The sequence below is a fragment of the Pseudonocardia sp. ICBG162 genome, from assembly GCF_020496225.1.
Taxonomy (GTDB): Bacteria; Actinomycetota; Actinomycetes; order Mycobacteriales; family Pseudonocardiaceae; genus Pseudonocardia; species Pseudonocardia alni.
On the sequence record NZ_JAHLJD010000017.1, the window covers coordinates 885,920 to 908,517 of the forward strand.

Consider the following 22,598-nt stretch of genomic DNA (forward strand, 5'->3'; position numbering starts at 1 on the left):
GGGTTCAGCGGCCGTTGCGGCCGAAGAGCCGCACGTCGTCGTTGTTGATCAGGTCGGGCACGGTCCAGCCGTTGAGGTCGTACTCGTCGAGGCACTGCTCGGCGAAGCCCTTCATCGCCGACGCGGTGCCCGACGCCTCGGCGGCGAACAGGAGCTCGGCACGCACGCCCTCGTGGTTGCCGGAGTAGTTGCGCTCGTAGAGCTCGTGGCGTCCGCCGAACTCCGAACCGATGGAGTCCCAGATCAGCTTCATGAGCTTGACCCGGTCGACGGCCTCGTAGCCGTTCGAGCCGCGGACGTACTTGTCCAGGTACGGCCGGACCTCCGGGGAGAGGAAGTCCGCGGAGTGGCTGGGCAGGTAGATCAGCGAGGCGCCGAGGTCCTGCATGATGATCTCCTTGACCCGCGGGTAGCCCAGGGTCATGAACCAGCGGTAGGCCAGGCCGTAGTCGAGCTTGGGCAGCTTCGCCCCGCCGACCCACTCGTCGGGGTTGGCGCACATCGCGTCCGACAGCGCCCAGAACATGTTGCGCCAGGCGATGACCTCACCGACGCGGGTCTGCACGCCGCGGAAGTCCTTGGAGCCGGTGACCTCCAGGCCCTTCATCAGCAGGCCGGCGATGAAGTCGAGCTTGACCGCGAGCCGGGTGACGCCGTGGAAGGTGAAACGGTGCAGGAAGCCCGACCCGGGGAAGAACGTCGACGCCTTCTCCGCGTCGCCGTAGATGAACACGTTCTCCCAGGGGATGAGCACCTTGTCGAGGATGAAGATCGTGTCGTTCTCGTCCATCCGCGAGGAGAGCGGATAGTCGAACGGGGTGCCCATCATCGAGGCCTGCTGGGCGTAGGACGGCCGGCAGATCAGCTTCATCCCGGGCGCACCCATCGGCACGGTGCAGACCAGCGAGTACTCGCGCTTCTTGATCGGCAGGCCGTAGTGGGCGAGGAAGTTGAAGTGGGTGATCGCCGAACCGGTGGCGACGACCTTGGCCCCGGAGACGACGACGCCGTTGTCGTTCTCCTCCTCGACGTGCATGAACACGTCGGAGACCTCGTCCGGCGGGCGGTGCCGGTCGACCGGCGGGTTGATGATCGCGTGGTTCCAGTAGAGGACCTTCTCCTGGGACTCCTCGTACCAGCGCCGGGCATTGGCGGCGTAGGGGTCGTAGAACTCGGAGTTCGCGCCCAGGGTGCCGAGGAACGCGGCCTTGTAGTCGGGGCTGCGCCCCATGAAGCCGTAGGTCATCCGGGCCCACTCGGCGATCGCCTCGCGGTCCTTCCTGAGGTCCTCGACCGAGTGCGGGGTCCGGAAGAACGGGTGGGTGACGCCGGAGCTGCCGGTGTCGGTGGGGACGGTGAGCTTCTCCGCCCGGGTCGGGTCGTGCAGCGCGTCGTAGAGCCGCGCGGTCATCCGCACGGCGTTGCGGAACGCCGGGTGCGTGGTCACGTCGGCGACCTTCTCGCCGTAGAGGTAGACCTCGCGGTCATCCTTGAGGCTCTCGATGTACTCGTCGCCGGTCATGGGCCGGGTCACGCGGCCGTCCGCCCCGGTGGGGGTGGCGACCGAGTCCTGCTGCAGGGTCATCGTCGACTCCTTCGTCGATCGGGCATGGGGTTCGGGCCGTGCGGACGCACGGCGCCGTGGGGGTCGTGGTCAGCGGACCGTCGCGCCGGTGATCCAGCTCTGGCCCGCCGGGCCGTCGGCCGAGTCACCCCAGAGGACGGGCTCGTGATCGTCGCCGAGGTGGTGGAACCGGCCGGTGTGGAACAGGAGCGGGGCTCCGTCGTGGATCAGGAACTCCTGGACCTCGCCCAGGTAAAGAACGTGATCACCGCCGTCGTAGGCCTGCCAGGGGGTGCAGGAGATGTGCGCCAGGGCGCCGGCGAGCCGGGGCGCGCCGCACGCGCTGTCGGGCAGCCAGCCGACGTCCTGGTTGGGCCGGCCCGCGAAGTGCAGCGCCAGCTCCTTCTGCCCCGAGGCGAGGACGTTCACGGTGAACGGCCGCCGCTCCTGCTCGACGAGCGCGCACAGGCGGGACCGCCGGTCCAGTGACACCAGCACCAGCGGCGGGTCGAGCGACACCGCGGTGAACGCGTTCACCGTCGCGCCGTGCGGCGTGCCGTCGGCTCCCTGGCAGGTGATGACGGTGACGCCGGTGGCGAAGTGCCCGAGGCACCGGCGCAGCTCTCGCGGGTCGATCGCCATCGATCGCTCCTTCCTGTACGCTCTGCGTACGTACTGCCCGCTTTGCGTTCACGACCACTGTGTCGGGTGAGTTCGCGCTGGTCAACGCCCCTGCGGCACCCGCACGGACCGGGTCACGATCGATTGAGAGGAATCCCGTCCCAATGACCCACGTGGCCGACGGTGCCGGCGACCGGGACCGCATCCAGAGCATCGAGCGGGGTTTCGCCGTGCTGCTCGCCTTCGACGCCGACCGGCCCCGGCCGACCAGCTCGGACGTGGCGGCGGCGACCGGCCTGTCCCGGCCCGCCGTCCGCAGGATCCTGCTGACCCTGGAGCACCTCGGCTACGTCGAGCAGGCGGACGGCCACTGGCGGCTGACGCCGCGCGTGCTGTCGGTCGGACAGCGGTACACCGCGACGCACTCGATCGTCGACGCCGCCCGCCCCTACCTGACGCAGCTGGCCGAGCAGACCGACGAGTCCGCCTCGCTGACCGTGCTGGACGGCACGGAAGCCGTCTACGTCGCCCGGGTGCCGGTACGCCGGATCATGCAGGTCGACGTCTCCCCCGGCACCCGGGTCCCGGCCACGGCGACCGCGATGGGGCGGGTCCTGCTGGCCTGGGCCGAGGAACCGACCATCGCCCGGGTGCTCGCCGCGGGTCCCCCGGCCTGCACCCCGCGGACCGTCACCGACCCGAAGGCGTTGCGCGGGATCCTCCGGGAGGTGCAGACCCGGGGCTGGGCGCTGGCCGTCGGCGAGCTCGACCCGGACCTCATGGCCGTGGCGGTCCCGGTGCGGGACCACACGGGGACGGTCGTCGCGGCGCTGGCGTCCGCGACCAGCGTCGGCCGGTGCTCACCGGAGAGGCTGGTCGAGACCGTCCTGCCGCACGTACTGGCCACGGCCGAACGCCTGAGCCGGAGCCTCGGACGGCCCTCGGGCTCCCGGTTCGGCGCCACCCGCGACGGGTTCTACTGACCTCGGGTCAGTCGTGCGCGACGAACAGGGTGGCGCCGCCGTCGGCGAAGCTCTCCAGGTCGGCGGCCGCCGCCCGGCCCTCCGGTGACGCCAGCCCCGCCTGCAGGTCCGCTGCCGAGTCGAACCCGAGTTGGGCGATCAGGTGGTAGGGCGGCCGGGTGCCGTCCAGCGACGCGCAGTGGCGCGCGGTGAACTCGCGTACCCCGGGCACGCTGCGCGCGAGCGGGGAGTGCGTGGCGGCGTAGTGGTCGTCGAAGGCCGCAGGGTCGGACGGATGTCCGTAGGCGACGGTGAGTACGTGCACGGTCTGCTCCTCGGAGGTGGGGGGTCAAGGACGGTCGGCGTCGACCGGGTTCGCCGCCGGGTCCCACTCGACGAGCACGTGGTCGGGACCGCGGAAGGACGTGTTCGGCGAGTAGGTCCATTCCTGGTCCGGGGTGAGCCGCAGGTGCGGCAGCCGCTTCGCGACCTCCTCGAGCATCACCCGCATCTCCATCCGGGCGAGCGCCTGTCCGAGACAGTGGTGGACCCCCCAGCCGAAGGCGAGGTGCCGGTCGGCGTTCTCCCGGTGGATGTCGAAGCTGTCACCGTCGGCGAAGATCTCCTCGTCGTGGTTCGCCGACCCGGTCAGCACCAGCAGCCGCTCACCCGCCCGGATGTCCTGCCCGCCCACCGTCACGTCGCGGGTCGCGACCCGGCGCCATGTGGGCACCGACGAGGCGTAGCGCAGGATCTCCTCGACCGCGCCCGGGATCAGCGACGGGTCCGCACACAGCTCGGCCCACTGCCCGGGGTGCTCGAGCAGAACCTTGAAGCCGCCGGCCGCCGCGTTGGTGGTGGTCTCGTGCGAGGCGTAGAGGTGGCTCTGCATGATCGAGGCGAGGTAGGTGCGGTCCCACACCTCGTCGTCTCCGTTCTTCGCCCATGCCCGGATGGCGTTCGACATGTAGTCGTCCCCCGGGTTCTCGATCAGCCGCTCCACGTGCTCCCGGGCGTAGACGAGGTAGGCGGCGAACTCCTCGGCCAGCGCCACCTGCTGCTCGTCGCTCGGGCGGCCCCAGATCCACAGCGCGAACCGGGACGCGTACCCGCGCACCCGGGCGACCTCGGCCTCGGGTACGCCCATGAGCACGAACGCGGTCAGGGCAGGGACCTCGAACGTGAGGTCACCGACGAGGTCCGCACGGCCCTCACGCACGACGGCGTCGAGGCACGCCGACACGAAGCGCCGGGTGAGCGGCTCGATCTCGGCCACCTTCGCGTCGGTGACCCCCTTGCGCAGCACCCGGCGCCGCTTGGTGTGCAGCGGCGCGTCCTCGTCGACGAGCATGGTCGAGGGCACGAAGTCGACCTCGGCGAGCTTCTCCATCGCCGCGGGGCACGGCGGCTTGATCAGCTCCCCCGCCGCGGTGGCGCTGAACGACGCGGTGTCCCGGAAGATCGCGAGGACGTCCTCGTACCGGCTGACCACCCAGTAGTCGATCTCGGGGCTGTAGAAGACGGGCTCCTCCTGCCGGGCCCGGGTGAAGACCGAGTACGGGTCCTGCAGGTAGTCCTCGTCGAACGGGTTGAAGTCCGCCGCGAACTGGGTGACCGGGCACCGCTGGGCCGGGCTGTCCGCCCGGTCGTCCGTCTGGGGCATCGTCGACTCCTTCGTCGGTTCGTCAGATCGGTTCGGGTCCGACACCGCCGGGGACCGGCGGTGGGGTTCGGGACGGGGCCGACGGCCCCGGGGATCCGGGTCAGAGATCGAGGACGATGCGCGGCGAGCGGGCGCGGGAGCAGCAGATCATCATGACCGCGCCCTCCTCCCGGTCGTCCTCGTCGAGGACCTGGTCGCGATGGTCGATCTCGCCCGAGAGGACGGAGGTCTCGCAGGAACCGCACACGCCTTCGGCGCAGCTGCTGGTCATCGGGACCCCGTGGTCGAGCAGGACCTCCAGCACGGTGCGGTCGGCCGGGACGCGCACGACCTCGCCGCTGCGCGCCAGCTCGACCTCGAAGCCGGTCTCCCGGTCCGGGTCGAGGTCGACGACCGTGCCGCTGAAGTGCTCGACGTGGAGCTGCCGGGACAGGCCCCGCTCGGCACAGAGCCCGCTCAGGGCGTCGAGCAGCCGGTCGGGCCCGCAGCCGTAGACCGCGGTCCGCCCACCGACCCCGTCGAGCACCTCGGCGAGGTCGGCGCGACCACCCTCGTCCGAGACGTGGATGCGCACGGCGCCGTCCTCGGACAGCCGCTCGACGAACGCCATCCCCGTCCGGGTCCGGCCGGCGTAGACCAGGGCGTAGGGGCGGCCCGCGGCCCGGGCGGCCGCGGTCATCGGCAGGAACGGGGTGACCCCGATCCCGCCGGCGACGAACAGGTAGTCCTCGGCGTCGACCAGCTCGAAGTTGTTCCGCGGTGCGGACACGCCGATACGGTCGCCCTTCGCCAGCTCGTCGTGGATCCAGGCCGACCCGCCCCGGCTCGCCGGGTCACGCAGGACGGCCACCTCGTAGCCGTGCCGGTCGTCGGGATCACCGCACAGCGAGTACTGGCGGACGAGACCGCCCGGCAGGTTCAGGTCGACGTGCGCCCCGGCCTCCCACGGCGGCAGCTCCTGCCCGGCCTCGTCCACGAGGGACACCACGACGACGTCGTCGGCCTCGTGACGCAGGTCGTCGACGACCAGCTCGAACGGGACTGCGGGTACGGGGGCGGACACCAGTGGCCTCCAGGACAGCGGCGGGGATCACGTTGTGACCCGGCCAACGCTAGGAAGCCCGCACCCGGCCGACCATCCACTCCGCGACGCGATCCGGCCGTTGCGCGACACACCCCCGGTGTCCGGGGAGCCGGGTCACCGGTGCGTGCGCAGCGTCTCCGACGGGCTGGTCCCGTACGCCTTCCGGTAGTCCTGCGCGAAACGGCCGTGGTTGGTGAACCCCCACCGGGACGCGATCGTCGTGACCGAGGTGACCCCGGGGTCACCGGCCTGCAGGTCCTCGTGCGCACGGCGCAGCCGCACGTCCCGCAGCACCTGCATCGGGGAGGTCTCGGTGTGCCGGCCGAAGCTGCGTTGCAGGGTCCGCACGCTGAGCCCGACCGCACGGGCGATGTCGGCGACGGTCAGCGGCTCCGCCGCGTGGGTGTGGATGAACTCGACCGCCCGGGCCACGACGGACGGGGCGGCGGTCGCGACGGGGGCCCGGAGCTCCTCGGAGAACTGGTTCGGGGTGAGGGTGAGCAGCCCGGTGACCAGCGAGGACGTCAGCGGCGCCGCCATCCGGGGATCCCGCATCATCGAGCCGAGCAGCTGGCTGCGATGGGTGTTCACCAGCAACGACCACCAGGCACGGCCGTCGGGGCCGGCGAGGTCGAGGACGCCGCGGAACCGGACGGTCTCCTGGATCTGGCGCCCCAGCAGGTCCTCCAGGGTCGCGTGCACGGCGGCGCGCTCGATCTTGACCGCGAACAGGTTCAGCCTGCTGTGTTCCGGGCTGATGATGCGGGCGTCGGAACCGGTGCGGTAGACGACGGCGCTGCTCGGCAGGACCGTCGTCCGCTCGCCGCGGGAAATCGACAGCAACCGGCCGGTGAGCGGAACGTTGACGTGGTAGCCGTCGATCTCCGGGCAGTAGAGGTCGCTGTTGCTGTTGTAGCGGAGCCGACCGCTCACCATGGCGCCGACCGCCACCGCGTCGAGCGCGGCGTGGAAGCGGTGCACCGGCCCCACCCTGGTCAACCGGTGCGGGTGGAAGATCCGCCCGACCTTCTCCGTCGCGTCCTCGACGTCGGAGCTGGCGAGGCTGATCGCCCCGCCGGGGCCGACCCCGGTCATCGGACGCCGTCGTCCCAGCTGACCATGGGCCGACCATACCCAACGTGTGACCCCGGCGACATGCACGCGCGCAGGCACACGAGGGTCGGCGCCGTGTCACCCGGCCGCCCGCGCCCCGTCCGGCGCGAGGACACGCTCCCGGGATCGGCCGGACGTGACGTCCGACCGTGACAGGACGGGATACCACTCTGGCCCCGTGCAGATCGGAGCCGGCTGGCCGACCGTCCTCGCCGTCGTCACACCGACCGCGATCGCCGCCCTGGCCGCCCGTGCCGGGGGCACCGGCACGGCACGGATGTCGGTGTGGGCGGCGTCGTCGGGGTCAGAGGCGGTAGAGGCGGATCTTGCTGTACAGCGCGGTGCGGGAGATCCCGAGCTCACGGGCGGCGGTGGACTTGTTCCCGTCGTGCTCGCGCAGCACGGCGGCGATGACCGAGGCCTCGGCGGTCTCCAGCGGCGTCAATGCGCGACGTCCGCCGGCGTACCGGACCCCGGGCCCCAGGTCGGCTGCGCCGACCGCCGGGCCGTCTGCGTCCCGGGCCGCGTCCCGCACGACGCGGGCGAGCTCGGCGAGGTTGCCGGGCCAGTGGTAGCGGCGCAGCGCGGCCAGCGCGTCCGCGGTGAACGTCAGCCCGTCGCCGTGCCGGCGCAGCTCGCCGCGGGCGAGGTCGGCGATCACGTCCGGGGTGCGGCGCAGGGGCGGTACCGGGACGACGCTCGCGGCGAGACCGTCCAGCAGCAGGGCGGCGGCGGACGCGGGGGGCTCACCCTCGGCGACGGTGACCGTGAGCCCGACCCGGGGCCGGGTGCCGTCGTCGGCGAGGACCTCGCCGAGGACGGCGGTGACGGTGCGGACCGCGGCGGTGTCGAGCAGCTCCGCGTGGCGGACTACCACGGCACCCCGGGCCGCGCCGCGGCGCAGGCGCGCGATCCATCCGGCGGGGTCGAGCCGGTGGGTGGCGGCGTCGAGGACCTCCGCCCCGTCGCCCATCGCGGTGCGGAGCACGGTGGTCCTCCCGGTCCCCGCCTCCCCGAGGACCGCGACCGGCCCGGTCCCGGCGAGGTCGGCGGCGCGGGCGGCGATCGCGGTCCGGTCCCCGCCCGCGGCGGCCGGGGGCCGGCGGGCGCGCCGGACCGCCGCGGTGGCACCGGCAGCGGCGGGCGGGTCGGCGGGGTCGTCGACGGTCAGCACCGCACCCGTCGGGGTGCCGCCGTCCCGGACGAGGCGCACCGTCGCGGTGAGGTCGGCCGGGAGCCCGAGGCTGATCCGGTCGCCGTTGCCGCGCAGGGCGCGGAGCTCGTCCCAGAGGTCGAGCCGGTCCAGCCCGAGGTCGGCCGCCCGCTGGTCGGTGATGATCAGGTTGTCGCCGATCACGGCGATCGGGCCGGAACCGAGGCGCTGCTCCTGCAGGAACGCCGAGAGCAGGCGGCGCTCGCGGCCGGTGGCCATGTCGGACATGGCCACCCGGATCTCCTCGACGAGCTTGCGCACGACCACCGTGAGCAGGGAGTTCGTGTCGGCGGCCCGGCAGGTCACGTTGACCGCACCGGCGATGCGACGGGTGATGGGGTGCCGGACCGGCGCGGCGACGCAGGTGACGTCGTGGAAGCGGTGCACGTAGTGCTCGGAACCGCGCACGACGGCCAGCGCGCCGGTCTCCAGTGCCGTGCCCAGCCCGTTGGTGCCGACGTGCTCCTCGCCGAAGTTGAAGTGCTCGACGACCGACAGCTCGTCGAGGGTGTCGCGCAGCATCGGCTCGGACACCCAGCGCCAGATCACGCTGCCCGACGCGTCGGCCAGCGCCAGGCACGAACTGTCGCCCACCAGCAGCTCGGCCATCCCGCTCATGATCGGGACGGCGACGCGGGCGAACTGGGTGTCGAGGTCGGTCTCGATGTAGGGGACGTCGACGTGCTCCGGGTCGACCCCGCTGAACCGTGACCGTCGCCAGGAGGTGAGCACCTCGTGGCGCAGGCCGCTCGGCTCCTCGCCGGACTGGAACCGCTCCCAGTCGTCGCCCCTGGTCGTCATCGGCCCTCCTCCCGGACCCATCCTGCACGTCGGGGAGCCCGGGGTGGGGCCGGCGGGCCGGCCCCACCCCGACCGGCTCAGTTCCCGGACGCCTTCTCCTGCTCGTACTTCCTGGTCATGTGGTCGACGGCGTCGAGCTGGGTCTGCGCGTGCGCCTCACGGGTGGCGCCGGCCCGGTCCTTCGCGTCGAGGGTGCTCTGCGCCTGCCCCTGGAAGTGCGGGAACACCTGCTGCGCGATCAGCTCGTAGGAGCGCCGGGTGGCCTCGGGGTTGGCCCACTCGTGGCCCAGCATCAGGAACGCCCCGAAGCCGCCGGACTGGTCGACCAGCTTCTGCACCTGCGCCCGGGCGTCCTCCACGGTGCCGATCGCACCGATCCCGGCCTCGTTGATGAAGTCGATCATCCCCTTTACGTCGACGCTGTCCCCAACCGCCATCTGCGGGAACGCGGCGACCTTCTGGAAGTACTGGAACCAGTGCTCGATGCCGTACTCCACGTCCTTGTAGGCCTGCTCGCGGGTCTCGGCGATGTGCATGAGCCCGCACAGCCGCCACGCGGAACGGTCCGGGGCGGGCTGCCCGTGGTGGGCGGCCCGCTCCTCGACCACGTTCCAGTGGTGGGCCAGGGCGTCGAAGCCGTCCTGGGTGAGCGTCGCACCGATCGAGAGGAGCCCGACGCCGTGCTGCCCGGCCATCCGCGGCCCGGTAGGCGAGGCCACCGCGGCGACGACGACGTCGAAGCACGGGTCGGTGTAGGGACGCAGCTGCAGCTGCGCGGCGACCAGGTCGTGGGTCTTCGTCTGCCGGGTGACCGACTCACCGCGCAGCAGCCGCATGATGATGTCGAGGTTCTGCTCCAGCAGCTCGCGGGTGTCGGTCGGAGTCAGGCCGATCATCGCCGAGTCGGTCGGCAGCGATCCCGGGCCGCACCCGAGCATCGCCCGGCCGCGGGTCAGGTGGTCCAGCATCACCATGCGGTCGGCCACCCACAGCGGGTTGTGGTAGGCGATCGAGGTGACGCCGGTGCCGAGCCGGATGCGACGGGTGCGCTCGGCCGCGGCGGCCATGAAGATCTCGGGCGAGGCGATGATCTCCGAACCGGCCGAGTGGTGCTCGCCGATCCAGGCCTCGTCGTAGCCGAGGGCGTCGAGGTGCTCGACGAGCTCGAGGTCGCGCTGCAGCGCCAGCGTCGGGTTCTGACCGGGCTTGTGGAAGGGCGCCAGGAAGGTGCCGAAACGCAGACGGCTCACGGGGACTCCAGTACGTGTCGATCAGCGGCCGCGTCCCGACCGCTCTGTCGGAGTCGTCAGCATGACCGCGGTCACGTCGTACGGACTGTGCGGAAAGTGGACACCCCGTGGTCGCCGTGGTGTCCGCTGGGCATCTCGCGACGACGTATCCGCATCTGCGGCGAATCATCTCGTCCTGATCCGCGCTGGTGAGGACGTGTCCGAACTGCCACTCTCGGAGCTGCCACCGGGCGGCACACGCACGACCCCGCCTGCCACGAGCGACGTCGACCGATGGAGGTCCGACACTCGATGAGCGGCCTGCACCCCGCGGACCGCCACCGATCCGAAGGCGTTGCGCGGGATCCTCCGGGAGGTGCAGACCCGGGGCCGGGCGTTGGCCGAACGCCTGAGCCGGAGCCTCGGACGGCCCTCGGGCACCGGTTCGGCGCCACCCGCGACGGGTTCTACTGACCGCGGGCCGGTCCTGCCCGACGGCGTCGACGGAGATCCCGGGTCAGGGCGTTCCCGACGGGTCGACGGACGCGTCCAGGTCCGGGACCACCGCGCCGCGCAGCTTCGCCTGGACGAGGCGGGTGGAGACCACCGCGGCACTGTCGAGCAGGGCATCTATCTGCCGGCTGCCCGGACGTTCGTGGCCGAAGGTGAGGGCCAGCGAACCGATGGCCCTGCCGGGTTCGGAGCGGATGGGGGCGGCGACGCTGCCCTGGTGCTCGATGACCTCCCCGAACGTCACGACGAAGCCCGCGGCGCGACCGCGGGTGACCTCGGGCCGTTCGCCCGGTCGCGCCTCTCCCCCGGCCAGCACTGCCAGGCCCGGTGAACCGACCTCCCGGGGGTGGCGCGCGCCCGGGCTGTAGACGACGTTCAGCCGGGCGCTGCTGGTGTCCACCGAGATGAGGGTGACCACGTCCGGCCCGTCGCGGACCACCAGGAACGCGGTCAGGTCGGTGCGGCGCGCGAGGTGGTAGACCTTGCCCTTCGCGACCTGCTGCACCACGGGCAGCGCAGCCCGTCCCAGTGCGGTGGTGCCCGTGCCGAGCACGTACCCGGTGGGAGTACGGGCGATGAGGTGGTGCGCCTGGAGCGTCCGCACCAGGCGGTGGGTGATGGAACGGTGGACACCCAGCCGCGCCGACAGGTCGGCGAGAGTCAGCGGATACCGCGCCTGGGCCAGGACCTCCAGGATCGTCAGCCCCCGGTCGAGGGTCTGCAGCAGCCCGGTGTCTCGCATACAGAGACGATGCCATTCTCTGCCGGGTCCGGTCGACCTAGCGTCCCCGCTCGCACCGAAGGACAACGTCCGTCCGTCGAGAGGAACGCACCGATGCGTCACCACGGTCCTGACGACACCGTCGTCTCCGCACAGATCCGCCGCAGTCTGACGACGGGCGCCATCGCCTTCGTCCTGCTGCTGGTGCTGGTCGTACTCATGCTGTTCACGCCGCTCTTCGCCGGCACCGTCGGGGGGATCGGGATCGGCTACCTGATCGGCTTCCTCGACTTCGTCCTCGTCGTGGCCGCGGCCGGGCTGTACGTCCGCGCCCAGAACCGCGCCGAGACCGACGGGGAGACGACCCCGTGAACGTCCTGTCGATCGTCGTCGCCGGATCCATCATCGCCGCCACCCTGGTCCTCGCGTTCCTGGCGGCTCGCCGCACGGCGGACGCCGGCGACCACTACGTCGCCGGCCGTCGGGTGTCCGGGCTGGGCAACGGACTGGCGCTGGCCGGCGAGCAGATCTCGTCGGCGGCCCTGCTGGGCATCACCGGAGCGGTCGCACTCACCGGGTTCGCGGGGTTCTACCTCGCGATCGGCATCCCGACCGCGTTCCTGCTCGTCCTGCTCGTGGTGGCCGTCCCGTTGCGCAACCTGGGTCGCTTCACCCTGGCCGACGTGGTCGCCTACCGGTTCGAGGGCCGGCTGCTGCGCGGAGGGATCGCCACGACGACGCTGGTCACCAGCGTCATCTACATGACCATCCAGTTCGTCGGGGCCGGCGTGCTGGCGCAGCTGCTGATCGGGGTGCCCTACGAGCTGGCGGTGGTCCTGCTCGCCGTGCTCATGACGGTGTACATGGTGATGGGTGGGATGGTCGCCGCGACCTACATCCAGATCTTCAAGACCGTCCTGCTGCTGGCCACCGTCGCCATCCTGCTGCTGTTCGTCGTCGCCCACTACGACTGGAACCCGCTGGGACCGCTCCGGGTCGCCGCCGAGCGGTTCGGCACCGACGTGGTGAGCGCCCACCCGCTCCCGCTGACGAGCTCCTTGAACAACGTGTCCCTGATGATCGGACCCTGCCTGGGCATCATGGGGCTGCCGCACGTGATGCTGCGCTTCCTCACCACCCGGGACGGGCGGGCGGCGCGGACGTCGGACTTCTACGGAATGATCATCTTCTCGGTGTTCTTCCTGCTGCTGCCGGTCTTCGGCTACGCCGCGCTCGACATCGTCGGACGGGAGCAGATCGTCGCCGACAGCCCCGGCGGCAACCTCGCCGTCGCGCGGCTGGCGGAGGTGCTGGGCGGCAACCTGCTGTTCGCGGTGCTGGCGGGTGTCGTCATCGCGACGATCCTCGCGGTGCTCAGCGGCATCGCCATCGCGGCGTCCGGGGCCGCGGCGCACGACCTCTACACCAATGTGATCAAGCGCGGTGAGGTCAGCGCGAAGCAGCAGCTGTTCACGGGTCGCGCGGCCGGCGTGGCGCTCGCCGTGGTGGCGATCCTGCTCGCGTTGGGTGCGCGGAACCTCAACATCGCGTTCCTCGCCAACGTCGCGTTCGCCATCGCCGCCAGCACGCTCACGCCGGTCCTGGTGCTCAGCATCTACTGGCGCGGGTTCAACCGGCTGGGCGCCGAGGTGGCCATCATCGGCGGTCTGCTGATCTCCCTGGTGCTCGTGGCACTCGGACCGGACGTCCTCGGCGCCGACAACGCGATCTTCCCCCTGTCCATCCCCGCGCTGGTCTCGGTCCCCGCGGCGTTCCTGCTCGCCGTGATCGGCAGCGCCGTCGGACGCTCCCGGCCCGGCGTCGCGGGACGTCCCTACGACGAGGTCCGCGCTGCGGCCTTCCCCCGCCGAGCGGACCGCTCGGCCCCTCAGAAGACGGAGAACAACACATGAAGGTCGTCATCTTCGGCGGCGCCGGCGGCATCGGCGCGTCGGTCGCGTTCAACCTCCTGCGCACGGACACCCCCTACGACGTCGTACTGGTCGACTCCCGGCCCAACATGATCGTCAGCCACGTCATGGACCTGCAGGACGTGCTCGCCCTGGGCGGGGCCCGCTCGGTCCGCGGGGGCGAACCGGGCGATGCGCTCGACGCCGACGTGGTGGTCCTGAGCGCCGCCGTCCCGCTGCGGCTCAACTCGTCGCGGTCGGTCTTCCTCGCCGAGAACGCCGCAATCCTCGACGGCATCGTGGACCCGCTCGTCGCGGCCGGCTGGGGTGGGATCCTGGTGGTCCTGACCAACCCGGTCGACGCCCTGCTCACGCGCCTGCAGTGGCGGACCGCGCTGGATCCGCGGCGACTCGTCGGCTACACCCTCAACGACGGGTTCCGGATGCGGACGGGCGTCGCCCGGGCGCTCGGGGCCCGGCCCCAGGACGTCGAGGCATGGGTGATCGGGGAGCACGGTGAGGCGCAGGTCCCGCTCTACAGCCGGGTGCGGCTGCACGGAGAGCCGGTGGTCCTGACCGACGCCCAGCGCGGGGTCGTGGACGAGTACATGACCACCTGGTACACGCGGCACGTGGCGCTCGACTCCGGGCGCACCTCCACCTGGAGCACCGGTGCGGGCGCGGCCGCCATGGTCGACGCCATCGCGACCGGATCAAGCGAGGCGTGGCCCGCCGCGGTGGTCCTCGGCGGCCAGTACGGGATCGACGGGGTCGGGGTCGGGGTGCCGACGCGGCTCGGCCCGGGCGGGATCGAGGAGATCCTCGAGTGGGACCTCTCCGACGAGGAGCGGGCAGCCCTGCTGCACGGCGCCGAACGGGTCCGCACCGCCGCGGCGAGCATCGACGACACCACCGGCGCGGCGGCCACCGCCGGTACCGGGAGGACCGCGCGATGACGACCGTCCGTGACGCAGCGCTGGCCGTGCTGCGCCGCCAGGGCGCGACGACACTGTTCGCCAACCCGGGCTCGACCGAGATCTCCTTGCTCACCGACCTACCCGGCGACCTGGAGTTCGTGCTCACGCTGCACGAGGGCTCGGTGGTGGGCATGGCGACCGGGTGGGCGCTCGCGCGACACCGCCCTGCCGTGGCGATCCTGCACACCACGGCAGGCCTCGGCAACGCGGTCGGAGCGCTGGCGACCGCGCGGGTCAACCGGGCGCCGATGGTGGTGGTGGTCGGACAGCAGGACCGTCGCCACCTCGCGTTCGAACCCTTTCTCACCGGACGGCGCCTCGACGAGCTCGTCCGCCCCCATGCGGTGTGGGTGGACGAGCCCGGCCGTGCCCAGGACGTGCCGGGGGCCCTGGCACGGGCCTGGCACGAGGCGGACCTGCATCGCGGCCCCGCGGTGGTGATCGTGCCGATGGACGACTGGGACGCCGAGCACGACGGCGCCGCCGGGGCCGCCCCGGTGCGGTCGCTGCGGCCGGCCGCGGCCGACCCGGCTGCGTGCGACGCGATCGCCGAGCTGATCGCCGGGTCGCGTTCGCCGGCGCTGGTCGCCGGGGCAGGTGCCGACGACGAACGGACGTGGGCGGCGCTGACGGCGCTGGCCGACCGGCTCGCGATGCCCGCGTGGCAGGAGCCGTTCGGGGCGCGGGCGGGCTTTCCCCGGGACCACCCCCGCTTCGCCGGGCACCTGCCGGCCGGGCGGGCCGGAGTGCGCTCCTCCCTGGAGGGGCACGACCTGGTGCTGGTGGTGGGCGCGGCGGCGTTCCGGCAGTACCCCTACGAGGACGGTCCACTCGTCGAGGGCGACACCCGGGTCGTCGTGATCACCGACGACCCGGACGAGGCGCTCCGCAGCCCTGCCGACCTGGCTGTGGTCGCGTCGCCCGCGGCCGTGTGCGCCGAGCTCGCCCGGCGCGTCCCGGCCCGCGACGCCGCACCGTCGGCCGTCCACCGCGCGCGGGTGGTCGAGCCGCCCGCCGCCGGTGCGCCCCTGCGGCCCGAGCACGTGTTCGCCGCGCTCGCAGAACGGCTGCCGCAGCAGGCCGTCGTGGTCGAGGAGACCCCGTCGAGCCGGGCGCTGCTGCACGAGCTCGTGCCGGCACGAGCGCCGCTGGGGTTCCTCAGCGCGGCCATGGGCGGGCTGGGCTTCGGCCTGCCGGCCGCGGTGGGGGTGCGCATGGGTTCCCCGCAGCGGCCCGTCGTGGCGCTGGTCGGCGACGGCTCCTCGCTGTACGGGATCCAGTCCCTGTGGAGCGCAGCCCACTACGACGTCGGAGTGCTCGTGATCGTGTTGTCCAACGGCCGCTACGCGATCATGGACCGGCTCGCCGGGGGGCGCGGCTCGGCCACCGGCACCCCGGGCACGGCCCCGTGGCCGGCGTTCGAGGAGATCAGCATCAGCGGGCTGGGGACCTCGCTCGGCTGCGAGTCACACCGGGTGGTCGACCACGCCGGCCTGCTCGAGGTGCTCGACGAGATCGTGCCGACCCTGGAGCGACGCACGACCCCCCTGGTGCTCGACGTCGCCGTCGCACCGTGAACCGCCCCGCCCCGGTTCCGCCGGACGACCACGACCGAGGTGACAGCATGCGCTTCCTGGAGACCAGCCGCTGGCAGGGACAGATCTACTCCGCGGGGTGGATCGACGGTGGGGCGGGGACCTACCCGGCCGTCGAGCCGGCCACCGGCGCGACCCTGGCCGAGGTGGGCGCGGCATCCGCCGCGGACGTCCGCACGGCGGCGCGGACGGCCGGCGCGGCCCAGCGGGAGTGGGCCGCGCAGCCCTACGACGCCCGTGCCGTGGTGCTGCGGCGGGCGGCGGAGCTGTTCGTCGAGCACGAGGACGAGATCCACGACTGGCTCATCCGCGAGTCCGGGGCGATCCGCCCGTTCGCCGACTTCCAGACGCGGGCCGTCGCCGCCGAGGAGTGCCGCGAGGCGGCCGCACTGGCCGCTCACCCCTACGGCAGGCTCCTGCGGTCGACCCAGCCGCGACTGTCGATGGAGCGGCGACGCCCGGTCGGGGTCGTCGGCGTCATCGCGCCGTTCAACGCCCCCATCATCCTGGCGATCCGGGCCATCGCGCCGGCGCTCGCCCTGGGCAACGCGGTGGTCCTCAAGCCGGACCCCCGCACCGCCGTCAGCGGCGGAGTCGTGTTCGCGCGGGTGTTCGAGGAGGCGGGGCTGCCCCCCGGGCTGCTGCACGTGCTGCCGGGCGGAGCGGACGTCGGTGCGGCGCTGGTCGACGACCCGGAGGTCCCGGTCATCGCCTTCACCGGCTCGACCCGGGCCGGGCAGGCCATCGCCAGGGCCGCGGCGGACCGGCTCAAGCGGGTGCACCTCGAGCTCGGCGGCAACTCCGCCCTGGTCGTACTCGACGACGTCGACCTGGACCGGGCCACCTCGGTCGGGGCGTTCGGCTCGTTCAACCACGCCGGCCAGATCTGCATGGCGTCCAGCCGTCATCTGGTGGCGTCCGGCATCGCGGCGGACTACGCGGCGCTGCTGGCGGAACGGGCCGAGAAGCTTCCCGTCGGCGACCCCGCCTCGGACGCGGTCGCCATCGGCCCGCTGATCGACGCGGGCCAGCGCGACCGGGTGCACGAGATCGTCACCGGCAGTGTGTCGGCCGGGGCACGGGTGCTCGCGGGCGGCAGCTACGAGGACCTGTTCTACCGCCCCACCGTGCTCGGCGACGTGCCCCTGACCGCGCCCGCCTACGCGGACGAGATCTTCGGGCCGGTCGCGCCCGTCGTCCCCTTCGACGACCTCGACGAGGCCGTCCGGCTGGCGGCGGGGACCGGGTACGGCCTCTCGCTGGGGATCCTGACCCGGGACGTGATGAAGGGCCTCGCGCTGGCCGACCGGGTCCCGTCCGGACTGGTCCACATCAACGACCAGACGGTCAACGACGAGGCGGTCGCCCCCTTCGGCGGGGTCGGGGACTCGGGCAACGGATCGCGCCACGGCGGCGCCGAGGCCAACATCGAGGCGTTCACCGAGACCCAGTGGGTCACGGTCCGCGGTGACCTGCCGCAGTACCCGTTCTGAGGACCGGCTCGCGCTCGGCCGGGTAGCCGGAGGACGCACGATGGGGCGGAGTACGGTGCGCCGGTGCGTGGGAACCCGGCGGTGAGAGCCCTCGTCGGGCTGGTGCTGGTGGGCGCCGTCGGATGCGCTCCGTCCGTGCCGGTGCCGCCACCGGCGACCGCTCCGGCGCCGCCGGCACCGCTCCTGTCACCGCTGACCGGGCTGCCCTCCGAGCCCGGAGCGAGAGTGTTCGCCGTGAAGGTCGACAACACCGCGAAGGCGCGCCCGTGGGACGGCGTCGAGTTCGCCGACGTCGTCTACGTCGAGCCGGTCGAGGGCGGCCTCACCCGGCTGCTCGCGGTGTTCGCCTCGCAGCTGCCGGGCTCGGTGGGGCCGGTGCGCAGTGCCCGGGAGACCGACATCGGCGTGCTCGGCGCCTACGGCCGCCCGGCCCTCGTCTTCTCCGGCGCCGCGCCGCCGGTCCTGGACCGGCTCGTCGCCGCGCCGCTGGTCCCGGTCGTGCCCCGTGGGTTCCCGGCGGCGTTCCGGCGTGACGAGCGGCGACCGGCGCCGGTGAACGTCTACGTGGACCTGGCGGACCTCGGCGGCCGGGTACCGGAGGCGGGGCCGGTCCAGGACATCGGCCTGCGCTTCGGGCCGGCGCCGGACGGGGGTGCCCCCGCCCCGGAGCGCACCGTCCGGGTGGGTTCCACCGCCGTCACCGTCACCTGGAGCGCGCCCGACGACGCCTGGACGATCGCGACCGGCGGCGAGCTCGCCGTGGCCGGTCCGGACCGGCGGCCGGTGCGGGCGGACACGGTCGTCGTGCAACGGGTCGGGGTCGTCGAGTCCTCCGTCCGGGACAGCGCCGGCTCGGCCTCCCCGATCGCGCTCACCGTCGGTGCGGGCGATGCCGAGGTCCTGCGTGACGGCCGTTCGTTCCCCGCCCGGTGGTCCCGCCCCGCCGTGGGCGACCCCACCCGTCTGACCGCGCCCGACGGCCGTGAGGTGCCCCTGCACCCGGGGCGGACCTGGGTACTGCTCGTCGCGTAGGCGGTCCGGTCGGGCATCGTGCGGCGTCGTTCCACGGTCGCAGGGCGCAGGTGCCGTGACGGCATCGTCGATCGCAGGGATTCCCGCTGGACGCCGCCCGGGTGACCCGCGTCGTGGCCGTCCCGTCGTACCACGCCGTCTAGCCCGTGCCGTTCCTCCGGTCGTTCGGTCGTTCGGTCGTGCGTTCGAACGAGAACAAACGACCCGAATGGGGGTAATTCGGGTACGGTCCGCGACGCAGCACAGCGGCCGTACGACGGGGGTTCCGACGATGACGACGAACGACAGCGGTCCCGAGCCCGGTACGGCCACGGCGGATCCGCCGGCTCCGGGAGCGGCGACCGCGGCCGACGGCAGAACCCCGCGGGCGACGTGGTCGCTGCGTCTGCTCGGCGTGGCTCTCGCCCTGCTGACGTAATTGCTGCTCGGGGCGGCGCAGGACCTGCCCGCCGAGGCGCGGATGGTCGCGGCGATCGGTGTCCTGATGGCGACGTGGTGGGTCACCGAGGCCATTCCGCTGTCGGCGACCGCGCTGCTGCCGGTGGTGTTGTTCCCCGCGTTCGGGGTGGTGTCGGTCGGGGACCCGATCGTCTTCCTGTTCCTGGGCGGGTTCCTCATCGCGATCGCCATGCAGAAGTGGCACCTGCACCGGCGGATCGCGCTGCTGACGCTGCGGACAGTGGGCACCACACCGACCCGGATCGTGCTCGGCATGATGGTGGCGACGGCGTTCCTGTCGATGTGGGTGTCCAACACCGCGACCACACTGATGATGCTGCCGATCGCGCTGTCGGTCCTGGCGCTGGTCGCCGAGCGTGCCGGGGGCGGCGGCGACGAGGTCCGTCGCGGCGCCCCGCTCAGTGAGACCATCCGCGACCCGGCGGTGCGCTCGTTCGGCATCGGACTGGTCCTCTCCGTGGCGTGGGCCTCGTCCATCGGCGGACTCGGAACGCTGCTGGGCAGCCCGCCGAACGCCATCGTCGCCGGCTACGTCCAGGACGAGCTCGACCGCGACATCAGCTTCGTCGGCTGGATGCAGCTCGGGGTCCCGATCGTCGTGGTGTTCGTGACCGTCGCGTGGTTGCTGATCACCCGGGTGCTGTTCCGGACCACACTGACCGAGATCCCCGGCGGCCGGGAGATGATCGACGAGCAGCTGCGCGAGATGGGCCCGGCCAGCACGGCCGAGAAGCGCGTACTCGCGGTGTTCGCCTCCGCGGCGTTCCTGTGGATCGTGCCGGGCCTGCTCACCGAGTTCGACGCCGTCGACGCCGCGCTGCCGTGGCTCGGCGGGCTCAACGACACCGCGATCGCGATCGCAGCGGGCATCGCGCTGTTCTTCCTGCCGTCGGCGACCACCCCGCCCGACGAGGCCGCGACCGGCCGGCGGGGTGGCGGATACCGGATGCTGCTGGCCTGGCCCGACGCCCAGGCGGGCCTGCCCTGGGGCGTCCTGCTGCTGTTCGGGGGCGGGCTCGCCCTGGCCGGGGCGGTGGCCTCCAGCGGGCTCGACGAGTTCATCGGTACGAGCGTCGCGGGCCTCGGCGTGCTGCCGGTGCTGCTGCTGGTCGCCGCGGTGGTGACGATCGTGCTGTTCCTGACCGAGGTCACCAGCAACACCGCGACGGCGGCGACGTTCATCCCGGTGCTCGGCGGGGTCGCGATCGGCATCGGCGCCGACTCGATGACGCTGCTCATCCCGGCGGCGCTGGCCGCGACCTGCGCGTTCATGCTGCCGGTCGGCACCCCGCCCAACGCCATCGTCTTCGGGTCCGGCGTGGTCACCATCGGTCAGATGGCCCGCGGCGGGCTGCTGCTCAACGTGGTCGGCGTCCTGCTGATCACCGGGTTCGCGTTCCTGCTCGGCGGGTGGGCGCTGGGCCTGCAGTTCTGAGTCGCCTCACCCCGCCCCGGGGCCGGCCGGCGCGGTGATCCCGCGACGGACGGCGTCGGGGTGGGAGTGGGCGAGCAGGTGCCCCGCGTCGGCGACGAACTCGACGCGGGCCCCGAGCAGCATCCGGGCGGGGCGGGTCAGCTCCTCCGCCGGGAAGATCGGGGCGCGGCGGCCGGCCAGGACGACGCACGGGGTGTCGCGCCAGGCGGTGAGGACCGCGTTGGGCAGGGGGGCCGGCGCCAGCGAGCTGCGGGCGTGCTCGGGGACCAGCGTCATCCACTCGACGAGGTGGCGCCGGTCGGGCAGCGGTGCACCGCCGGAGAGGAAGGACAGCACCCGCTCGGTGCGGGCCTCCGTGGGATGCCACAGCCAGGGCAGGGCCGGGCGCAGACTCGCGGTCACCCGCGCGGGCACGAGACCGGCCGGGGCGACGAGGAGGAGCCCGGCGACCGCCGGGCCGGGGCCGGCGCAGAGCGCGACAGCAGCGCCGAGGGACTCACCGACGATCGTCGCCGGCTCGGTCCCGACCGCGGCCAGCACCTCGTCGATCCAGGCGCGGTACCGGCCGACGAGATCGTCGGCGGGCCTCTCGCCGTGGCTGAGTCCGGGCTGTCCGGGGACGTCCACGGCCGTGACCCGGTGGTCGGCGGCCAGAGCCCGCACGACGTACGCCGATGCTGCGACGCCGAAGGTCGTACCGGGCAGGAGCACCACGGCCGGCCCGGAGCCGACGGTCGTGAGGTGGGTCGCCCCCAAGGGGGTGTCGATCCACCGGCAACGCGCGTCGGGCAGCAGCCGGCTGATCTGCAGGCTGCTCCAGTCGCGCAGCAGGGCACGGCCGGGTTCGGAGCGGTAGATGTCCATCGCGGGGCTGCCCTTCGTCGAGCGTGCGTGTTCTGCTCGCCGACCAGGCTTCCCGGCACACCGAGGCCACCGTAGGCACGTCGAGTCGCGTGGGTGAACGAGGGGCCCGTAAAGATCGCGCAAAGACAGTGCTCACGGATCGTCGCCGCAATTTTTTCGCCATGCAGCGAGAACGGTGGCGTGGATCGCATCCGTCCCGCGCGACGACAGCCGCAAGAATCGCGTATTCTCTGGGCGTGATTACTCGATGCGCCAACCGGGCCCTGCAGTGGCTCGTGCCGCATCCGGGCACCAATGGTCATCCCTCGTCGTGGGGAGCCATCCTCGCCGGCGTCGCTCCCGACGCCTGAGCTCGCGACTCCGCACCGACAGGCGGCATGTTGCCGCGACCTGACCGCATGCGCAGCATCGCGGTGCGCGGGTTGCAATGTTTCGACACGTCGGCGATTCCCATTTCGGGTTTCGTCTGATACTTGTGCCCGAAATTCGCGCGAGGAGCTCTTTCTCCGATGTCGTTGTTCTGTGTTCTGGCGGCCCTGTGGCTGCTCGTTCCCTCGGTCGCGGTACTCGCGAACCGGGTCGGGGCGCGCGGCGGATGGCTCGCCGTCGTGGTGCTCACGGCTCTGACCTCCGTCGTCGCCGCCCGCGGACCCGGCACGCGCACCGAGGCGGTGCCGTGGATCCCCTCGCTGGAGATCGCGCTGCGGCTGCGGGTGGACGGGCTCGGCTGGCTGTTCGCCCTGCTCGTCCTCGGAGTCGGCGCGGTGGTGCTGGCGTACTCGACCTCCTATGTCACCGAGGAGCGGGCGGGCGGCTTCTTCGCGCTGATGACCGCGTTCGCCGCGGCGATGCTGACCCTGGTCCTCGCCGACGACCTGGTCGTGCTGTTCGTGGCGTGGGAGATCACCACCCTCTGCTCCTATCTGCTGATCCTGCGGGTGGGATCTGCGGGGCGAGCACCGGCGGCACGGACGTTGCTGGTGACCGTCGCCGGCGGCCTGGCGCTGCTGGGTGCGGTGTGCGCGATCGTGGTGCGGACCGGGACCACGCAGCTGTCGGCCGCGCTCGCCGACCCGGCCTGGACGCAGGATCCGGTGTTCGCCGGTGTCGTCGCCGTCCTGGTCGCCGTGGCCGCGATGACCAAGGCGGCGCAGTTCCCGTTCCACTCGTGGCTGCCCGACGCCATGGTCGCCCCGGCACCCGTCAGCGCCTACCTGCACGCGGCGGCGATGGTCAAGGCCGGCATCTACCTGCTGATGCGCTTCGCCGGCGCGGCGTCGTCGTCGCCGCTGTGGCCATGGCTGCTGGTCACGGTCCGGCGTGGTGACGGCGCTGCTGGGCGGCGTGTT

The 22,598-nt window shown here is 72.6% G+C and carries 19 protein-coding genes; 9 read left to right on the plus strand and 10 right to left on the minus strand.

What is annotated here, in order from left to right; translation table 11 throughout:
- Nucleotides 1–4: 4 nt before the first annotated feature.
- Nucleotides 5–1,585, minus strand: a complete 1,581-nt coding sequence (locus KPL60_RS18330; RefSeq protein WP_226366584.1) for a 4-hydroxyphenylacetate 3-hydroxylase family protein — start codon at nucleotides 1,583–1,585, stop codon at nucleotides 5–7.
- Nucleotides 1,586–1,654: 69 nt separating this feature from the next.
- On the minus strand, nucleotides 1,655–2,206 hold the full coding sequence (locus KPL60_RS18335) for a flavin reductase family protein (RefSeq protein WP_062396940.1): 552 nt from the start codon (nucleotides 2,204–2,206) through the stop codon (nucleotides 1,655–1,657).
- 143 nt (nucleotides 2,207–2,349) lie between these two features.
- Between KPL60_RS18335 and KPL60_RS18340 the strand changes: the two genes are divergently transcribed.
- On the plus strand, nucleotides 2,350–3,168 hold the full coding sequence (locus KPL60_RS18340) for an IclR family transcriptional regulator C-terminal domain-containing protein (protein ID WP_226366585.1): 819 nt from the start codon (nucleotides 2,350–2,352) through the stop codon (nucleotides 3,166–3,168).
- A gap of 7 nt (nucleotides 3,169–3,175) precedes the next feature.
- Here KPL60_RS18340 and KPL60_RS18345 read toward each other — a convergent pair whose 3' ends face one another.
- From KPL60_RS18345 to KPL60_RS18375, 7 genes are all read right to left on the minus strand, one after another.
- The gene (locus tag KPL60_RS18345) at nucleotides 3,176–3,472 is read right to left on the minus strand and encodes an EthD family reductase (protein ID WP_226366586.1); all 297 of its coding nucleotides are present in this window, start codon (nucleotides 3,470–3,472) and stop codon (nucleotides 3,176–3,178) included.
- Between the two features lie 24 nt (nucleotides 3,473–3,496).
- On the minus strand, nucleotides 3,497–4,810 hold the full coding sequence (locus KPL60_RS18350; protein WP_226366587.1) for a cytochrome P450: 1,314 nt from the start codon (nucleotides 4,808–4,810) through the stop codon (nucleotides 3,497–3,499).
- Nucleotides 4,811–4,910: 100 nt separating this feature from the next.
- Nucleotides 4,911–5,873, minus strand: coding sequence for a PDR/VanB family oxidoreductase (locus KPL60_RS18355; RefSeq protein WP_226366588.1), 963 nt, complete (start codon nucleotides 5,871–5,873; stop codon nucleotides 4,911–4,913).
- A gap of 135 nt (nucleotides 5,874–6,008) precedes the next feature.
- Nucleotides 6,009–6,989, minus strand: a complete 981-nt coding sequence (locus tag KPL60_RS18360) for an AraC family transcriptional regulator (protein ID WP_226366589.1) — start codon at nucleotides 6,987–6,989, stop codon at nucleotides 6,009–6,011.
- A 322-nt stretch (nucleotides 6,990–7,311) separates the two neighbouring features.
- On the minus strand, nucleotides 7,312–9,021 hold the full coding sequence (locus tag KPL60_RS18365; RefSeq protein WP_226366590.1) for a sigma-54-dependent Fis family transcriptional regulator: 1,710 nt from the start codon (nucleotides 9,019–9,021) through the stop codon (nucleotides 7,312–7,314).
- A gap of 77 nt (nucleotides 9,022–9,098) precedes the next feature.
- Entirely contained in the window at nucleotides 9,099–10,271 is a 1,173-nt protein-coding gene (locus KPL60_RS18370; protein WP_226366591.1) for an LLM class flavin-dependent oxidoreductase, read from the minus strand.
- A gap of 496 nt (nucleotides 10,272–10,767) precedes the next feature.
- A complete protein-coding gene (locus KPL60_RS18375; RefSeq protein ID WP_226366592.1) occupies nucleotides 10,768–11,505 on the minus strand; it encodes an IclR family transcriptional regulator in 738 nt (245 codons plus the stop codon).
- Between the two features lie 93 nt (nucleotides 11,506–11,598).
- Between KPL60_RS18375 and KPL60_RS18380 the strand changes: the two genes are divergently transcribed.
- The 7 genes from KPL60_RS18380 to KPL60_RS18410 all read left to right on the plus strand — a co-directional run bounded on the left by KPL60_RS18380 (nucleotide 11,599) and on the right by KPL60_RS18410 (nucleotide 20,385).
- Nucleotides 11,599–11,856 carry a DUF485 domain-containing protein gene (locus KPL60_RS18380; RefSeq protein ID WP_226366593.1) on the plus strand — a complete coding sequence of 86 codons (258 nt, stop codon included), beginning with the start codon at nucleotides 11,599–11,601 and terminating at the stop codon, nucleotides 11,854–11,856.
- Complete coding sequence (locus KPL60_RS18385; RefSeq protein WP_226366594.1) at nucleotides 11,853–13,397, plus strand: cation acetate symporter; 1,545 nt, start codon at nucleotides 11,853–11,855, stop codon at nucleotides 13,395–13,397. The genes KPL60_RS18380 and KPL60_RS18385 overlap by 4 nt, the downstream gene beginning before the upstream one ends.
- Entirely contained in the window at nucleotides 13,394–14,350 is a 957-nt protein-coding gene (locus KPL60_RS18390; RefSeq protein ID WP_226366595.1) for a malate dehydrogenase, read from the plus strand. Before KPL60_RS18385 ends, KPL60_RS18390 begins: the two co-directional genes overlap by 4 nt.
- On the plus strand, nucleotides 14,347–15,948 hold the full coding sequence (locus tag KPL60_RS18395) for a thiamine pyrophosphate-binding protein (RefSeq protein WP_226364769.1): 1,602 nt from the start codon (nucleotides 14,347–14,349) through the stop codon (nucleotides 15,946–15,948). Before KPL60_RS18390 ends, KPL60_RS18395 begins: the two co-directional genes overlap by 4 nt.
- Nucleotides 15,949–15,995: 47 nt before the next feature.
- Nucleotides 15,996–17,459, plus strand: a complete 1,464-nt coding sequence (locus KPL60_RS18400) for an aldehyde dehydrogenase family protein (protein ID WP_226364770.1) — start codon at nucleotides 15,996–15,998, stop codon at nucleotides 17,457–17,459.
- A 63-nt stretch (nucleotides 17,460–17,522) separates the two neighbouring features.
- Nucleotides 17,523–18,491, plus strand: coding sequence for a DUF3048 domain-containing protein (locus tag KPL60_RS18405; RefSeq protein WP_226364771.1), 969 nt, complete (start codon nucleotides 17,523–17,525; stop codon nucleotides 18,489–18,491).
- Nucleotides 18,492–18,909: 418 nt separating this feature from the next.
- Entirely contained in the window at nucleotides 18,910–20,385 is a 1,476-nt protein-coding gene (locus tag KPL60_RS18410; protein ID WP_226364772.1) for an SLC13 family permease, read from the plus strand.
- A gap of 6 nt (nucleotides 20,386–20,391) precedes the next feature.
- On the opposite strand, the gene KPL60_RS18415 is transcribed toward KPL60_RS18410, so the two are convergent.
- Nucleotides 20,392–21,249 carry an alpha/beta fold hydrolase gene (locus KPL60_RS18415; protein ID WP_226364773.1) on the minus strand — a complete coding sequence of 286 codons (858 nt, stop codon included), beginning with the start codon at nucleotides 21,247–21,249 and terminating at the stop codon, nucleotides 20,392–20,394.
- A 509-nt stretch (nucleotides 21,250–21,758) separates the two neighbouring features.
- Between KPL60_RS18415 and KPL60_RS18420 the strand changes: the two genes are divergently transcribed.
- On the plus strand, nucleotides 21,759–22,598 hold an 840-nt coding region (locus KPL60_RS18420), incomplete at its 3' end, for a proton-conducting transporter membrane subunit (RefSeq protein ID WP_305080689.1).

Coding starts and splice junctions, on each gene's coding strand:
- KPL60_RS18330 (WP_226366584.1), bottom strand. CDS start 1,585: ATGACCCTGCAGCAGGACTCGGTCGCCACCCCCACCGGGGCGGACGGC.
- KPL60_RS18335 (WP_062396940.1), bottom strand. CDS start 2,206: ATGGCGATCGACCCGCGAGAGCTGCGCCGGTGCCTCGGGCACTTCGCC.
- KPL60_RS18340 (WP_226366585.1), top strand. CDS start 2,350: ATGACCCACGTGGCCGACGGTGCCGGCGACCGGGACCGCATCCAGAGC.
- KPL60_RS18350 (WP_226366587.1), bottom strand. CDS start 4,810: ATGCCCCAGACGGACGACCGGGCGGACAGCCCGGCCCAGCGGTGCCCG.
- KPL60_RS18360 (WP_226366589.1), bottom strand. CDS start 6,989: ATGACCGGGGTCGGCCCCGGCGGGGCGATCAGCCTCGCCAGCTCCGAC.
- KPL60_RS18365 (WP_226366590.1), bottom strand. CDS start 9,021: ATGACGACCAGGGGCGACGACTGGGAGCGGTTCCAGTCCGGCGAGGAG.
- KPL60_RS18375 (WP_226366592.1), bottom strand. CDS start 11,505: ATGCGAGACACCGGGCTGCTGCAGACCCTCGACCGGGGGCTGACGATC.
- KPL60_RS18380 (WP_226366593.1), top strand. CDS start 11,599: ATGCGTCACCACGGTCCTGACGACACCGTCGTCTCCGCACAGATCCGC.
- KPL60_RS18390 (WP_226366595.1), top strand. CDS start 13,394: ATGAAGGTCGTCATCTTCGGCGGCGCCGGCGGCATCGGCGCGTCGGTC.
- KPL60_RS18395 (WP_226364769.1), top strand. CDS start 14,347: ATGACGACCGTCCGTGACGCAGCGCTGGCCGTGCTGCGCCGCCAGGGC.
- KPL60_RS18400 (WP_226364770.1), top strand. CDS start 15,996: ATGCGCTTCCTGGAGACCAGCCGCTGGCAGGGACAGATCTACTCCGCG.
- KPL60_RS18415 (WP_226364773.1), bottom strand. CDS start 21,249: ATGGACATCTACCGCTCCGAACCCGGCCGTGCCCTGCTGCGCGACTGG.